Here is a 13,373-nt window from a genome sequence, read left to right as displayed (position 1 = left end):
ACCCGGGACGTCTCCCGGTGTGTCGGCGCGCGTCGCCGGCACATCGGCGTGTCGGCGTCCCCACCTGTCGGTTCAGCGAGGCGCGCAGGCCCGCCAGCGGGCCAGCACCCCGCCAGGGGACTCCCCGGCCAGCAGCGCGTACCCGAGGTGGTCCCGCCAGGCCCCGTCGATGTCCAGGTAGTCCCGGAAGAGCGCCTCCTCCCGGAAGCCCAGCCGCTCGACCAGTCGCCGGCTCGACCGGTTCTCCGGCCGGATGTCGGCCTGCAGCCGGTGCAGCCCCACCGGGCCGAAGGCGTGGTCGCAGACCAGCGCCACCGCCAGCGAGGCCACCCCCCGCCCCGCCACGCCCTGGTCGACCCAGTAGCCCAGGCTCCCGGAGCGCAGCGCCCCGCGGACGACGTTGTCGACGGTCACCTGGCCGGCCAGCCGCCCCTCGTACCGGAGGGCGAAGGGCAGCGACATCCCGACCCGGGCCCGCCGGGACGCCGCCCGGCGCATCGCCCGGTAGGCCGCCGGGGAGTGCCGCGCCGACCAGCTCAACCCGGTGGAGGGCTCCCAGGGCAGCAGCCAGGACTCGTTCTCGGTGCGCAGCCGGGACCACTCGCGGGCGTCCTCGCGGCGCAGCGGGTGCAGTTCGACCGGCCCCCACGCCAGCCGTGCCGGCCAGCCCGGGTGCGGTGCCGGGTCCAGCTCAGCCCCCGAGGAGCATCGGCATGACCGTCACCAGCCCACCGGCGGAGACCTCGGTGACGTCCTCGTCCACCACGATCAGGCAGTTGGCGCGGGCCATCCGGGCGAGCATGGCCTGGTCGCCGTCGCCGATCGGCTCGACGACGTAGCCGCCGTCGGGGTGGCGCATGACCTGGCCGTGCAGGTACTGCCGGTACCCCAGCGGCGAGAGGAGCTGCTGGGCGGAGACCGCCTGCACGGTGCGCCGGAAGAGCTGGCGCTTGCCGAGCATCAGCCGGATCGCCGGACGGACGAACACCTCGAAGGCGACCAGGGCGGCGACCGGCTCACCGGGCACGCAGATCACCGGGACCGCGTCGGGGCCGAGCTTGCCGAAGGCGTGCACCGGGCCGGGGTGCATGGCCACCTGGGTGAAGGTCAGCCCACCCAGCTCGTCCAGCGCCTCCTGGAGCAGGTCGTGCCCGCCGTTGGCGAAGGTGCCGGCGACCAGGACGACGTCGCTGCGGAGCATCTGACCCTCCAGCAGCTCCACCATCCGCCGCCGGTCGTTGGGCATGATCCCCGCCCGGTACGCCTCGGCGCCGGCGTCCCGCGCCGCGGCGGCGAGTGCGTAGCTGTTCACGTCGACCTGCTGGCCGGGGCCGGCCACCGCCCCGACGTCGACGAGCTCGTTGCCGGCGCACAGCACCGTGATCCGCGGGCGCGGCCGCACGGCCACGCGCTCCCGCCCGACGGCGGCCAGCAGGCTGATCTGGGCCGGCCCGATCGGGGTGCCGATCTCGACCGCGGTGTCGCCGGTCGCGACGTCGTCGCCGATCCGGCGGACGTAGCTGCCGGGCGCGAGCGCGGCGAAGACCTGCACCCGGGCGGCGCCCTGGTCGGTCCAGGCAGCCGGGACGACGACGTCGGCGCCGGCCGGCAGCATCGCGCCCACGGCGACCTTCTGCGCGAGCCCGGCGCTGATCGTGGCCTGCTCCGCCGCACCGGCGACCGTCTCCCCGACGACGGCGAGGTCGACGGGCTGCTCCACGGTCGCGGTGGCGATGTCCTCCGAGCGGACGGCGTACCCGTCGAGGCCGGCCTGGTCGAAGGCGGGCAGCGAGCGCTGGCTGGTGACCAGCTCGGCGCAGAGCAGCCCCTGGGCGTCGAGCACCGCGAGCTCGATCGGGTCGGGCTGGGGGACGGCGCCGAGGATCTCGTCCAGGTGGTGCTCGACCGGGCGCAGCCGGACCCCGGACACGTCGACCGAGCCGGTGTCGGCCATCGGGTCCGGCGACCGGTCGCCGGTGGCGATGGCCGGGGAGGGCACCCGGTCGGAGGAGAACACCGACCGGTCGACCTGCACGGTGTCGTGGGTGACCACCGGCGTCGGCCCGGAGAGCAGCTGGTTGTCCCGTGGAGACGGGACCAGCCCGCCGCTCGCCAGGTCCAGCTGCGTCGTGTCCCGACCTCCGCCGGACATCCACCCGCGTGTGCTGTCGTCGCTCATCCCCACCACCGTCGTCCCCCGTCCTCGGGCCTCCCCCGTGCCCGGGTCGCCGGCCACGGCCGCCGATGACGGACCTGGGCCCGATGGTGCCCTCTGCAGGGTCCGCTCAGGCGGGCGACGCGCCCTCGGCGGGCAGGTCGGCGACGAAGTCACGCAGCCACGGCCCGAACGTGGGGCCGAGGTCCTCGCGCTCGACGGCCAGCTGGACGACGGCCTTGAGGTAGTCCAGCTTGTCGCCGGTGTCGTACCGGCGGCCGGAGAAGACGACGCCGTGCACGGGCATGCCGTCCTGGACCAGCTTGAGCAGCGCGTCGGTCAGCTGGATCTCCCCGCCACGGCCGGGCGGGGTGTCCCGGATGGCCGCGAAGACCTCCGGGGGCAGCACGTAGCGGCCGATGATCGCCAGCGTGCTGGGGGCCTCGTCGGCCGGGGGCTTCTCCACCATGCCGGTGACCCGGAAGACCTCGTCGCCGGCGGCGTCCCCGGAGACCTTGGCCTCCTCGACGGCGACGGCGCCGTACTTGGAGATGTTGTCGGCACCCACGTCGAGCAGCGCGACCACCGCGCCGCCGTGCTCGGCCTGCACGGCCAGCATCTGCTCGAGCAGGTGGTCGCGGGCATCGATGATGTCGTCACCGAGGAGCACCGCGAACGGCTCGTCCCCGACGAAGGCCGCGGCCTGCAGGACGGCGTGGCCCAGGCCCTTCGCCTCGCCCTGGCGCACGAAGAAGACCTGCGCGACGTCGGTGGACTCGTGCACCGCGTCGAGCCGGCTCTGGTCGCCCTTGGCCTCCAGGGCGGTCTCCAGCTCCGGCGTGCGGTCGAAGAAGTCCTCGATGCTCCCCTTGTTGCGCCCGGTGACCATCAGCACCTCGCCGACGCCGGCCCGGGCGGCCTCCTCGACGATGTACTGCAGGGCCGGCCGGTCGACGACCGGCAGCAGCTCCTTGGGGACGGCCTTGGTCGCGGGGAGGAAGCGGGTGCCCATCCCGGCGACCGGGATGACGGACTTCCTGGCCGGGCGCGGACTCGGGGCGGACGGAGTCGACATGCCGGGCAGCGTAGCTAGCCTGCCGACATGGCGGACTCCCCCGAGGTGGTGAGCGCGAAGGCGACGCTGCGCGCGACCCTGCTGGCCGGGCGTGCGGACCGCTCCCCCGCGGCCCGCGCCGCGGCCGCCGACGCCCTCGCCGAGGCGCTCGCCGGCCGGCTCGCCGGGACCCCCGTGACCGCCGCCTACGTGCCCGCGGCCGAGGAGCCCGGCGCCGGCCGGCTGCCCGACGCGCTGCCCGGCCGGCTGCTGCTCCCGGTGGTGCCGGCGCGTGGGCGGGAGCTGTCCTGGGCGGAGCACGAGGGCGGGCTGGTCCCCGGCCGCTTCGGGCTGCTCGAGCCGACCGGCCCGCGCCTGCCGCCCGGTGCGCTGGCCGCGGCCGACGTGGTCGTCGTCCCGGCGCTGGCCGTGGCCGCCGACGGCACCCGGCTGGGGCGGGGCGGCGGGTACTACGACCGCGCGCTGGCGCACGCCCGCCCCGGCGCGACGATCGTGGCCGTGGTGTTCGACGAAGAGCTGGTGGCCGAGCTGCCGGCCGGGCCGCACGACCGCCGGGTGACCGCCGTCGTCACCCCGTCTGCCGGCTGGTGGCAGCTCGACTGACGCGCCAGACGGACCGGTGAGAGGGTGACCGACGTCTCCGTCGTCTCGTTGGAAGGACCTACCCCCTCGTGAGTGGCCCCCTGGACGGCGTCCTCGTCGTCGACCTGACCCGCGCCCTGGCCGGACCGCACGCCGGCATGATGCTCGGCGACCTCGGCGCCCGGGTGATCAAGGTGGAGAGCCCGGGCAGCGGTGACGACAGCCGCGGCTGGGGCCCGCCGTTCGTGCAGCCCGAGGGCGCCGGTCGGGAGTCGACGTACTTCTTCTCCGCCAACCGCAACAAGGAGTCGATCACCCTCGACCTCAAGGACGACGCGGACAAGGCGGTGCTGACGGAGCTGGTGCGCCGCGCCGACGTGCTGCTGGAGAACTTCCGGCCCGGCACGCTGGCCCGCCTCGGCTTCGGCACGGACGTGCTCGCCGAGCTCAACCCCCGGCTGGTCCAGCTGTCGATCAGCGGCTTCGGCCACGACGGCCCCGAGGGGCAGCGCGCCGGCTACGACCAGATCGCCCAGGGCGAGGCCGGGCTGATGTCGCTCACCGGCTCCGGCCCGGAGGACCCGCAGAAGGTCGGCGTCCCGATCGGTGACCTGCTGGCCGGCATGTACGGCGCCTACGGGGTGCTCGCCGCGCTCCTGGAGCGCGAGCGCACCGGACAGGGCCAGGTGGTGCGCACCTCGCTGCTGGCCGCCGTCGTCGGCGTGCACGCCTTCCAGGGGACGGCGTACACCGTGGCGGGGAAGGTCAACCGCGGGCAGGGCAACCACCACCCCTCGATCGCCCCCTACGGCCTGTTCCGCTGCGCCGGCGGGAGCGTCCAGCTCTCCTGCGGCAGCGAGGGGCTGTGGCGCCGGCTCTGCACCGAGTTCGGCTTCGACGCCGACGCACCCGGCCTGGCCACCAACGGCGAGCGGGTGGGCAACCGCGAGCGGGTGATCGAGCTGCTGGAGGGCGCGTTCGCCGAGATCCCGGCCGAGGAGCTGCTGGCCCGGCTGGCCGCCGCGGGCGTGCCGGCCGGCAAGGTGCGCACCCTGGACGAGGTCTACGCCTGGGAGCAGACGCTCTCCCAGGGGCTGGCGATCTCCGTCGACCACCCGACCGCCGGGCCGCTCACCCTGCCCGGCCCGCCGCTGCGCTTCTTCGCCCCGGGCACCGAGGGCGAGACCGAGACGACCCGCCGCGACCACACCCCGCCCCCGGTGCTGGGCGCCGACGGCGAGGCGATCCGGGCCTGGCTGTCCGGCCCGGCCGAAGGCGTGCCGCAGCCGGCGGGCGAGGGCGCCGACGTCGAGGACGGGCACGCCACGTGAGCTCCCGGCTGGACGCCCGGGCACTGCGGGACATCGTGCTCGACCCGGGGTCCTGGCGGTCCTGGGACTCCAGCGTGCCCCCGCGCGAGGTCGACGACGCCTACGCCCGAGAGCTGGCCCGCGCGGCGGAGAAGAGCGGCCAGGACGAGGCGGTCGTCACCGGCGAGGGCACGCTGCGCGGCCGGCGGGTGGCCGTCGTGGCCGGGGAGTTCGGCTTCCTGGCCGGGTCGATCGGCGTCGCCACCGCGGAACGGCTGATGTCGGCGGTCGAGCGGGCCACCGACGAGGGGCTGCCGCTGCTGGCCGCCCCGGTGTCCGGGGGAACCCGGATGCAGGAGGGCACCGTCGCCTTCCTGCAGATGATCGGGATCACCGCGGCGATCGCCCGGCACAAGGACGCCGGGCTGCCCTACCTGGTCTACCTGCGCGGCCCGACGTTCGGTGGGGTGCTGGCCTCCTGGGGCTCGCTGGGGCACGTGACGATCGCCGAGCCGGGCGCCGCGATCGGCTTCCTCGGCCCCCGGGTGTACGAGGCGCTGTACGGCGAGCCCTTCCCGCCGGGGGTCCAGACGTCGGAGAACATGGCCTCCCGCGGGCTGATCGACGGCGTCGTCCCGGTCGACGAGCTGGCCGACGTCGCCGACCGGGCACTGCGGGTGCTGGCCGCCCGGGAGACGTGGCACCGGGCCGCCTCGGTCGAGGGCCCGGTCCCCGGCGACGGCACGCAGGCCGACGACCCGGAGGACGGCCGCAGCGCCTGGGACGTGGTCACCGCGTCCCGGCGGACGGCACGCCCGGGGGCCCGCCAGCTGCTGCGGACGGCGGCGACCGACGTCGTCACGCTCAACGGCACCGGCGCCGGCGAGTCCGACCCGGGGCTGCTGCTGGCGCTGGCCCGCTTCGGTGGCGCCCCCTGCGTCGTGCTGGGCCAGGACCGGCGCGGGCAGTCGCTCTCGGCACCGCTGGGCCCGGGCGCCCTGCGCGAGGCCCGGCGCGGCATGCGGCTCGCCGCGGAGCTGCGGTTGCCGCTGCTCACGCTGATCGACACCCCCGGGGCAGCGCTCTCGGTCGACGCCGAGGAGGGCGGGCTGGCCGGGGAGATCGCCCGCTGCCTGCAGGACATGGTGGTACTGAAGGCACCGACCCTGGCCGTGCTGATGGGGCAGGGCACCGGCGGCGGCGCGCTGGCCCTCGTGCCGGCCGACCGGGTGCTGGCCGCCGCCAACGGCTGGCTGGGCCCGCTGCCCCCGGAGGGCGCCTCGGCGATCGTGCACCGCACCGTCGACCGGGCCGACGAGCTCGCCGCCTCGCAGGGCGTGCGGGCCACCGACCTCTGGCGGGCCGGCATCGTCGACCGGGTGGTGCCCGAGCGGCCCGACGCCGCCGACGAGCCGGTGGAGTTCTGCCAGCGGCTGGGCCGGGTGCTCGCCGAGGAGCTGGCCGGGCTGCTGGGCCGGGACGACGTCGAGCGGATGCGCTCCCGCACCCGCCGCTGGCGCCACCTGGGCCGCTGACGCCGCTGTCGTCGCCCACCGTGGACCAGGTCACCTGATCACCGACGGTCCCCCTGCACCAGCGTCGGTGCGGGGGGACAGCCGTTGGTGCAGGGGGACGCCGTCCGGAGCGTCGTACCCCCGGGCCACGATGTCGGCGTGGACAGCCGCCCCATCCGCCGTTTCCGGCCTGATCCCGGCCGGCCCGCACCGACCGACGACGAGCGCGCACGGTGGCCGCTGACCGTGCCCGCCGTCGCCCAGCTGCTCGACACCGGCCTCGAGCTGCCGGACGGCGCCCTGGTGCTGGTCGGGGAGAACGGGTCGGGCAAGTCGACGGTGATGGAGCTGCTCGCCGTCACGCTGGGCCTGAACCCGGAGGGCGGCACGGTGAACACCCGCTTCAGCACGCGGCCCAGCGAGCCGGAGTCGCTCGGGCTGGTCGTCGAGCGCAGCCCCGGCGCGTCCCGGTGGGGCTGCTTCCTCCGCGACGAGACCCTGCACGGCCTGTACAGCCACCTGGAGCAGATCGGCGGACCCGACCCGGAGTACCACGAGCTCTCGCACGGGGAGGCGTTCCTCGAGGTCCTGACCCGGCGGGCCGGCGGCGGGGGCGGCACCTACCTGCTCGACGAGCCCGACGCGGCGCTGTCCTTCGGCGGCAGCCTGGCACTGGTCACGGTGCTGCTGGACCTGGTGGCGTCCGGTGCGCAGGTCGTCGTCGCCACCCACTCCCCCGTCGTCGCTGCGCTGCCGGGGGCCCAGCTGGTGGAGGTCGGTGACTGGGGTCTGCGGCCGGCGCGCTGGGACGAGCTGGAGCTCACCGTCAACTGGCGGCAGTTCCTCACCGACCCGGCCGGCTACCTCCGCCACTTGCGCTGACCGACCAGGGCGCCGGCCGGCGAGTCAAGCCGCGGTGGCCCGCCCGGCCGGGGTGATCCCCCAGGCGTCGGCGAGCAGTTCCAGGCTCCGCAGCCGCTCGGCCACGCCATGGGTGGAGGCGGTGACCATCAGCTCGTCGGCGCCGGTGTCGGCGGCCAGCTGCCGCAGCTCGGCGACCGCCCGCTCCGGCCCGCCGATGATCGCGTTGCTCGGCATCCCCTCGGCGGCGGCGCGTTCCGGGTCGGTCGCCGCCTCGGCGAGGCTCGGCACCGGGCGCAGCCGGTTGGTGCGGATCGACAGCCGCATCAGCTGACCCGGCAGCGCCAGCCGCCGGGCCTCCTCGTCGGACTCGGCGACCAGGGTGTTCGCGGTGACGACGGCGTAGGGCCGGGGCAGCGCGTCCGAGGGCCGGAAGGCCTCCCGGTAGAGCTCCAGCGCCGCGACGGCGTGCGGGCTGCCGAAGTGGTGGGCGAAGGTGAACGGCAGCCCGAGCTGCCCGGCCAGCTGCGCGGAGAAGCTGCTGGAGCCCAGCAGCACGACCCGGGGCGCGGAGACGGCGGCCGGGGTGGCGGTGAACCGCTCGGCCAGCCCGCCCTCGGCCCGCCGGTCGCCGAACAGCCCGAGCAGGTCGAGCAGGTCCTGCGGGAACTGCTCGGCCGACAGCAGCGCCGGGTCGCGGCGCAGCGCGAGCGCGGTGTGCTGGTCGGTGCCCGGGGCGCGGCCGATCCCCAGGTCGATCCGCCCGGGGTGCAGCGCCTCGAGCAGGGCGAACTGCTCGGCCACCACCAGCGGCGCGTGGTTGGGCAGCATCACCCCGCCGGAGCCGATCACGATCCGGTCGGTCACCGCGGCCAGGTGCGCCATGAGCACCGGCGGGTTGGTGCTGGCCACCGCCGGCATGTTGTGGTGCTCGGCCACCCACAGCCGCCGGTAGCCGAGCCGGTCGGCGGCCTGGGCGACGGCGACGGTGTGCGCCAGCGCGTCGGCGGTGGTCTGCCCGGACCCGACGGTGGCCAGCTCGAGCACGGACAGGGGCAGCGGGGTCTCGGACATCACTGCGGCCAACACCGCCCCGGCGGGCGGGCTTCCCGACGGTCAGCCGGACCCGGGCACCCGGAGCGTGGCGTCGGGGTCGAGCCGGTCGAGGACGGCGGTGAGCGCCTCGCCGAGCGCCTGCGTCTGCGCTGGGGTCAGCGCGGCGAACAGCCCCTCCCGGACGGCGGACACGTGCCCGGGTGCGACCCGCTCCACGACCTCGCGGCCTGCATCGGTGAGCACGGCGAGGTTCCCGCGGCGGTCCTCGGCGGCCTTCTCGCGGCGGACCCACCCTCGTTCCTCCAGCCGGGCCACGGTGTGCGAGAGCCGGCTCTGCGACTGGTTGGCGGTGCGGGCCAGGTCGCTCATCCGGCGGCTCCCGCCCGGCGCCTCGGACAGCATCGCCAGCACCACGTAGGCCGCATGGGTGAGGCCGGCGTCCCGCTGGAGCTGGGAGTCGAGGGTGCGGGGCAGCAGCTCCGCGACCGCCAGCCACGCCCGCCAGGTGCGCTGCTGCTGCTCGTCGAGCCACGGGGAGGACACGCCGGGCCACGGTACCGGCCGCGCAGGCGCCACCCGGGCGCGGAGGGAGACGCTCGTCACGCGACACCCGGACACCGGCCGACCGGCGTGGACGGCGAGCAGGCCGACGGCGCATCATTGGCAGTCGCCGGGGCCGAGTGCCAGCCCGGCTCGGATCGGACGAGGAGCTCCAGCACCGTGCCCACCTACCAGTACGTCTGCACCAACCCCGAGGTCAAGCACGAGTTCGAGGTCGTGCAGTCGTTCACCGACCCCGCCGTCGCCACCTGCACCGAGTGCGAGGCGCCGGTCCGCAAGGTCTACGGCTCGGTCGGCGTGGTCTTCAAGGGCTCGGGCTTCTACCGGACCGACAGCCGCAAGAGCGAGGGTGCGTCCACCAGCTCCGGCGCCAAGGAGTCCGGCGGGACCAAGGAGTCCAGCAGCAAGAAGGACTCCGGCAGCAAGGAGTCCGGTGGGAGCAAGGACTCCGGCAGCAAGGACTCCGGCAGCAAGGACTCCGGCAGCAAGGCCAGCAGCACGGCGTCGTCGTCGAGCAACTCGTCGTCCAGTGGCAGCGGGGGCAAGGCCGCGAACTGACCGGCGCACGGACGGCGGCGGCGCGCTGCCGCCGGTCCACAACCGGGTCCGCGGTCCACAGCTCTCCGCCGCGACAGGACCGGCGCCCCCGCCGCTCCTAGCGTCGCCGTGTGCCCCGACTCCGCCGTCCGCGCTCGCCCGTGCTCCTGCTGCGTCAGGTGGCCGCGGCGGTGCTCGTGTGCCTGGCGCTGGTCCTCGCGCTGCGTCCCCCGCCGCCGGGCCCGGCCGGGCCGGTCGCGGCGACCACCCCGGTCGTCGTCGCTGCGGCTGACCTCCCGGCCGGCACGGTGCTCACCGCCGGCGACCTGGCCGCGGCCGAGCTGCCGACCGACCTGCTCCCGTCCGGCGGCACGGCCGACGCCGAGGGGTTGACCGGCCGGCTGCTGGCCGCGCCGGTGCGAGCCGGGGAACCGGTGACCGACGTCCGGCTGGTCGGGCCGGGGCTGTGGTCCGCGGTCCCCGACGGCCAGGTCGCGGCACCGGTGCGGTTGGCCGACCTCGCGGTGGCGACGCTGCTGCGCGCCGGTGACCGGGTCGACGTGCTGGCCGCCGGCGTGGCCGGCCCGACCCCATCGCCGGCGGTCGAGGTGGTCGCCACCAGCGCACTGGTGCTCACCGCCCCCACGCCGGCGGTCCCCGACGGCCCGGCCGCGGGTGCCCCGGCCGGCGGCGGGCTGCTGGTGCTGGCCGTCTCCCCCGACACCGCGGCCCGGCTGGCCGCTGCCGCGGCGACCGCGACGCTCACCGTTACGCTCGGCCGGCCGTGATCATGGGGCCACCCCGGGTGCGCCCCGCGACCGAGAGGTGCCGTTCGTGCTCAAGGGCTTCAAGGACTTCCTGCTCCGCGGGAACGTCATCGACCTCGCGGTGGCGGTGGTCATCGGGGCCGCGTTCACCGCCGTGGTCAGCTCGTTCACCGAGGCGTTCCTGCGCCCGCTGATCGGCCTGGTCGGGGGCGGTGGCGTGCAGGGCGGGACGTTCGAGGTCAACGGGCAGACCTTCGCCTGGGGCGACTTCGTCAACCAGCTGATCACCTTCGTGCTGACCGCGGCGGTCATCTACTTCGTGGTCGTGCTGCCGATGAAGGCGCTGTTCGAGCGCCGCGAGCGCGGCGAGCAGACCGGGCCGGTGCTGCCCACCCAGACCGAGCTCCTCGTCGAGATCCGCGACCTCCTGCAGGCCCAGCACGGCCAGCCGCCGACGGCCGACTCCGAGGCCCGGCACCGCGCCTGAGCAGCGGTCAGTCGCTGCCCCAGTGCGGCGGGCGGTCCTCCAGGTAGCGGCGGTCGTCGTCGTCCGGGTCGGTCGACCGGTCCCCCCAGCCGACATCGCTGTCGTCGGGTGCCCGCTCACGGCGCGGTGCGGCGGGTGGCTGTTCGTGCTCTGACACGCCACCGAGGGTAGGCAGGGTCAGCCGATCGGCTGGCCCAGCCCCTCGAGCACCTCCGCGCCCGGCAGCCCGGCGAGCACCGAACCGGGGACGGCGAGCTTGCTCCCCCGGGTGCCCGAGCCGATGACCACGAGCTCGCTGGCGGCCACCGCGGCGTCGACCAGCACCGGCCAGGACGCCGGCAGCCCGACCGGGGTGATCCCGCCGTAGGCCATCCCGCTCTCGGCGACCGCGACGTCCTGCGGGGCGAACGAGGCCTTCCGTGCCCCCAGGTGCCGCCGGACCAGGCCGTTGACGTCGGCGCGGGTGGTCGCCAGCACCAGGCAGGCGGCCAGCGTCGTCTCCCCGGACCGGCGTGCGGCGACCACCACGCAGTTGGCCGAGGCGGCCGCCGGGACGGCGTAGACGTCGTTGAACGCCGCGGTGTCGGCGGCGTCCTCGTCGATCGCCGCCACCCAGGCCGGCCCGGTCAGCGAGGGCAGCGCCGCGGCCACCGGCTGCCCGAGCAGCTCCGGGTGGTCAGCGGCGGGGAGCCAGGTCAACGTGCCGAGCTGCGGGGCGGAGTCGGGTGCGGCCATGCCCGTGATCGTGCGACACGCTCGAGGCCGGCCACCGCGCGGGGGTCGGCTGCGCCGGAGGCCTGCTGGTGAGGTGCGGCGGAGGCGGGAGAGGATGGCCGCCATGATCGGTCAGCTGCACTCCGTGGTCATCGACGCCCCTGACGCGCACGCCCTGGCGACGTTCTACGCCGGCCTGCTCGGCATGGAGGTGAACGGCGAGCCCGGCGACGACTGGGTCGTCGCCACCGGCGCCGGCTACCGGATCGCCTTCCAACAGGCCCCCGACCTGCAGCCACCCAACTGGCCGGACCCCTCTCGGCCCCAGCAGTTCCACCTCGACATCCGGGTCGCCGACGTCGACGCCGCCGAGCCGCAGGTGCTCGAGCTGGGCGCCCGCCGGCTGCCCGGCGGCGGTGGGGACTTCCGGGTCTACGCCGACCCGGTCGGGCACCCGTTCTGCCTCGTCTGGGACGCCGCGTGACCTCGGACCTGACGGCCGCCAGCGCGTTCGTCGCAGCCACCGGGTTCGAGCTGGCCGAGGTCACCGGCACCCGGGTCACCGGGCACGTCGAGGTCGGGCCGGCGCACCACACGCCCTGGGGTGTCGTGCACGGCGGCGTCTACTGCACCATCGTCGAGGGCGCCGCCAGCGTCGGGGCGAGCGCAGCGGTCGCCGAGCGCGGCCAGTTCGCAGTGGGGGTGAACAACAACACCGACTTCCTGCGCCCGATGACCGCCGGCCGGCTCGACGTGCTCGCCGAGCCGGTGCAGCAGGGGAAGACGCTGCAGCTGTGGCTGGTCACCCTCACCCGCGAGGACGGCAAGATCGTCGCCCGCGGGCAGGTTCGCCTGCAGAACGTGCCGCTGCCCGCGCAGTGACCGCGACGGTCGAGCAGGCGGTCGCCGCCGCGGTCGCCCTCGCCCGGCAACACGGCCTCCCCGTCGACGACCCGGCGCTGCTGTCCTGGGGCGTCAACGCCGTGGTGCACCTGTGCCCGGCACCGGTGGTGGCCCGGGTGGCCGTCTTCACGCCGCTGCTCCGCCCGGAGATCGGCCGGCCGTTCACCCGGGAGGTCGCGCTCGCCGCGGCGCTGACCGCGGCCGGGGCGGCGGTCGTGCCGCCGACGGACCTGCTGCCGCCCGGTCCGCACGAGCACGACGGGCTCACCGTGTCGTTCTGGCGACATGTCGACGTGTCGCCGGATCGACCGACCGCGGCGCAGGCCGGCCGGTCGCTGGCCGAGCTGCACGAGGCGCTCGACACGCTCCCGCCGTTGTGGACCGGCTCACCGCTGGACCGGCCGCTGCAGGACCTGGCGGTCTTCGTCGCCTCCGGCACCCGGCTGGGCGCGGACCCCGCGCTGCTCCACGAGGTCGGCGAGCTGGTGACCACCCTGCGGCCACGGCTCGCCGGTCCCGCGATGACGCTGCACGGCGACACCCACCCCGGCAACATCCTGGTCACCAGCGACGGGCTGCGCTGGACCGACCTCGAGGACACCAGCCGGGGCCCGCGGCACTGGGACCTGGCCAGCCTGCGCACCTCCGCGCGCCTCGACGGCCGGGCGGCGCTGGACGCGATGCCCGATCCCGTGAGCGATGCCGAGCTGGCGCCGTTCGTCTGGCTGCGGCGGCTCTACGCGAGCGCCTGGTGGTTCGTGCACGCGGCGCGGGAGCCGACCGACCTGCCCGAGGCGCGACAGCGGCTGGCCGCCGCGGTCGAGGAGGTCGGCACCGGTCTGCGGTGACGC

17 protein-coding genes are annotated in these 13,373 nt (G+C 75.8%); 10 read left to right on the top strand and 7 right to left on the bottom strand.

The window, feature by feature from the left end; all coding sequences use genetic code 11:
• Positions 1–72: 72 nt before the first annotated feature.
• The 3 genes from O2V61_RS03075 to O2V61_RS03065 all read right to left on the bottom strand — a co-directional run bounded on the left by O2V61_RS03075 (position 73) and on the right by O2V61_RS03065 (position 3,230).
• Positions 73–624, bottom strand: coding sequence for a GNAT family N-acetyltransferase (locus tag O2V61_RS03075; RefSeq protein WP_269182987.1), 552 nt, complete (start codon positions 622–624; stop codon positions 73–75).
• A gap of 67 nt (positions 625–691) precedes the next feature.
• Entirely contained in the window at positions 692–2,179 is a 1,488-nt protein-coding gene (glp, locus tag O2V61_RS03070) for a molybdotransferase-like divisome protein Glp (RefSeq protein ID WP_269181864.1), read from the bottom strand.
• 106 nt (positions 2,180–2,285) lie between these two features.
• Positions 2,286–3,230, bottom strand: coding sequence for a UTP--glucose-1-phosphate uridylyltransferase (locus tag O2V61_RS03065; protein WP_269181863.1), 945 nt, complete (start codon positions 3,228–3,230; stop codon positions 2,286–2,288).
• Between the two features lie 27 nt (positions 3,231–3,257).
• Here O2V61_RS03065 and O2V61_RS03060 point away from each other — a divergent pair, with 27 nt between their 5' ends.
• The 4 genes from O2V61_RS03060 (at position 3,258) to O2V61_RS03045 (ending at position 7,518) form a co-directional block, all read left to right on the top strand.
• Positions 3,258–3,833 (top strand): 5-formyltetrahydrofolate cyclo-ligase, encoded by a 576-nt coding sequence (locus O2V61_RS03060; RefSeq protein WP_269181862.1) that lies wholly within the window; start codon positions 3,258–3,260, stop codon positions 3,831–3,833.
• A 68-nt stretch (positions 3,834–3,901) separates the two neighbouring features.
• Positions 3,902–5,143: a CaiB/BaiF CoA transferase family protein gene (locus O2V61_RS03055; RefSeq protein ID WP_269181861.1), complete on the top strand. Its 1,242-nt coding sequence runs from the start codon at positions 3,902–3,904 to the stop codon at positions 5,141–5,143.
• A complete protein-coding gene (locus tag O2V61_RS03050) occupies positions 5,140–6,657 on the top strand; it encodes a carboxyl transferase domain-containing protein (RefSeq protein WP_269181860.1) in 1,518 nt (505 codons plus the stop codon). Before O2V61_RS03055 ends, O2V61_RS03050 begins: the two co-directional genes overlap by 4 nt.
• A gap of 138 nt (positions 6,658–6,795) precedes the next feature.
• Entirely contained in the window at positions 6,796–7,518 is a 723-nt protein-coding gene (locus O2V61_RS03045; RefSeq protein ID WP_269181859.1) for an AAA family ATPase, read from the top strand.
• Between the two features lie 24 nt (positions 7,519–7,542).
• On the opposite strand, the gene O2V61_RS03040 is transcribed toward O2V61_RS03045, so the two are convergent.
• Together O2V61_RS03040 and O2V61_RS03035 are read right to left on the bottom strand one after the other, a co-directional pair.
• Positions 7,543–8,571 (bottom strand): LLM class flavin-dependent oxidoreductase, encoded by a 1,029-nt coding sequence (locus tag O2V61_RS03040; protein ID WP_269181858.1) that lies wholly within the window; start codon positions 8,569–8,571, stop codon positions 7,543–7,545.
• A gap of 42 nt (positions 8,572–8,613) precedes the next feature.
• Entirely contained in the window at positions 8,614–9,096 is a 483-nt protein-coding gene (locus O2V61_RS03035) for a MarR family winged helix-turn-helix transcriptional regulator (RefSeq protein WP_269181857.1), read from the bottom strand.
• A 177-nt stretch (positions 9,097–9,273) separates the two neighbouring features.
• On the opposite strand from O2V61_RS03035, the gene O2V61_RS03030 reads away from it, so the two are divergent.
• From O2V61_RS03030 to mscL, 3 genes are all read left to right on the top strand, one after another.
• On the top strand, positions 9,274–9,672 hold the full coding sequence (locus tag O2V61_RS03030; RefSeq protein WP_269181856.1) for an FmdB family zinc ribbon protein: 399 nt from the start codon (positions 9,274–9,276) through the stop codon (positions 9,670–9,672).
• A gap of 110 nt (positions 9,673–9,782) precedes the next feature.
• Complete coding sequence (gene cpaB, locus O2V61_RS03025) at positions 9,783–10,439, top strand: Flp pilus assembly protein CpaB (protein ID WP_269181855.1); 657 nt, start codon at positions 9,783–9,785, stop codon at positions 10,437–10,439.
• Positions 10,440–10,485: 46 nt separating this feature from the next.
• The gene (gene mscL, locus O2V61_RS03020) at positions 10,486–10,905 is read left to right on the top strand and encodes a large conductance mechanosensitive channel protein MscL (protein ID WP_269181854.1); all 420 of its coding nucleotides are present in this window, start codon (positions 10,486–10,488) and stop codon (positions 10,903–10,905) included.
• A gap of 7 nt (positions 10,906–10,912) precedes the next feature.
• Here mscL and O2V61_RS03015 read toward each other — a convergent pair whose 3' ends face one another.
• Positions 10,913–11,062, bottom strand: coding sequence for a hypothetical protein (locus tag O2V61_RS03015; RefSeq protein ID WP_269181853.1), 150 nt, complete (start codon positions 11,060–11,062; stop codon positions 10,913–10,915).
• A gap of 20 nt (positions 11,063–11,082) precedes the next feature.
• Positions 11,083–11,640: a YbaK/EbsC family protein gene (locus O2V61_RS03010; RefSeq protein ID WP_269181852.1), complete on the bottom strand. Its 558-nt coding sequence runs from the start codon at positions 11,638–11,640 to the stop codon at positions 11,083–11,085.
• 103 nt (positions 11,641–11,743) lie between these two features.
• On the opposite strand from O2V61_RS03010, the gene O2V61_RS03005 reads away from it, so the two are divergent.
• The 3 genes from O2V61_RS03005 to O2V61_RS02995 are packed head-to-tail and all read left to right on the top strand — an operon-like array spanning position 11,744 to position 13,370.
• Entirely contained in the window at positions 11,744–12,103 is a 360-nt protein-coding gene (locus O2V61_RS03005) for a VOC family protein (protein WP_269181851.1), read from the top strand.
• A complete protein-coding gene (locus O2V61_RS03000; RefSeq protein ID WP_269181850.1) occupies positions 12,100–12,501 on the top strand; it encodes a PaaI family thioesterase in 402 nt (133 codons plus the stop codon). The genes O2V61_RS03005 and O2V61_RS03000 overlap by 4 nt, the downstream gene beginning before the upstream one ends.
• Entirely contained in the window at positions 12,498–13,370 is an 873-nt protein-coding gene (locus tag O2V61_RS02995) for a phosphotransferase (protein WP_269181849.1), read from the top strand. The genes O2V61_RS03000 and O2V61_RS02995 overlap by 4 nt, the downstream gene beginning before the upstream one ends.
• The last annotated feature ends 3 nt before the right edge of the window (positions 13,371–13,373 follow it).

This window comes from Modestobacter sp. VKM Ac-2985, assembly GCF_026967925.1.
In the GTDB taxonomy this organism is placed as follows: Bacteria; Actinomycetota; Actinomycetes; order Mycobacteriales; family Geodermatophilaceae; genus Modestobacter.
Note: the sequence above shows the minus strand (reverse complement) of the source record. Positions and strands in the feature narration are given on the sequence as shown.

Excerpts from the sequence above, each read along its gene's own strand:
- glp (WP_269181864.1), bottom strand. The coding sequence starts at position 2,179 with ATGAGCGACGACAGCACACGCGGGTGGATGTCCGGCGGAGGTCGGGAC.
- O2V61_RS03065 (WP_269181863.1), bottom strand. The coding sequence starts at position 3,230 with ATGTCGACTCCGTCCGCCCCGAGTCCGCGCCCGGCCAGGAAGTCCGTC.
- O2V61_RS03060 (WP_269181862.1), top strand. The coding sequence starts at position 3,258 with ATGGCGGACTCCCCCGAGGTGGTGAGCGCGAAGGCGACGCTGCGCGCG.
- O2V61_RS03040 (WP_269181858.1), bottom strand. The coding sequence starts at position 8,571 with ATGTCCGAGACCCCGCTGCCCCTGTCCGTGCTCGAGCTGGCCACCGTC.
- O2V61_RS03010 (WP_269181852.1), bottom strand. The coding sequence starts at position 11,640 with ATGGCCGCACCCGACTCCGCCCCGCAGCTCGGCACGTTGACCTGGCTC.
- O2V61_RS03005 (WP_269181851.1), top strand. The coding sequence starts at position 11,744 with ATGATCGGTCAGCTGCACTCCGTGGTCATCGACGCCCCTGACGCGCAC.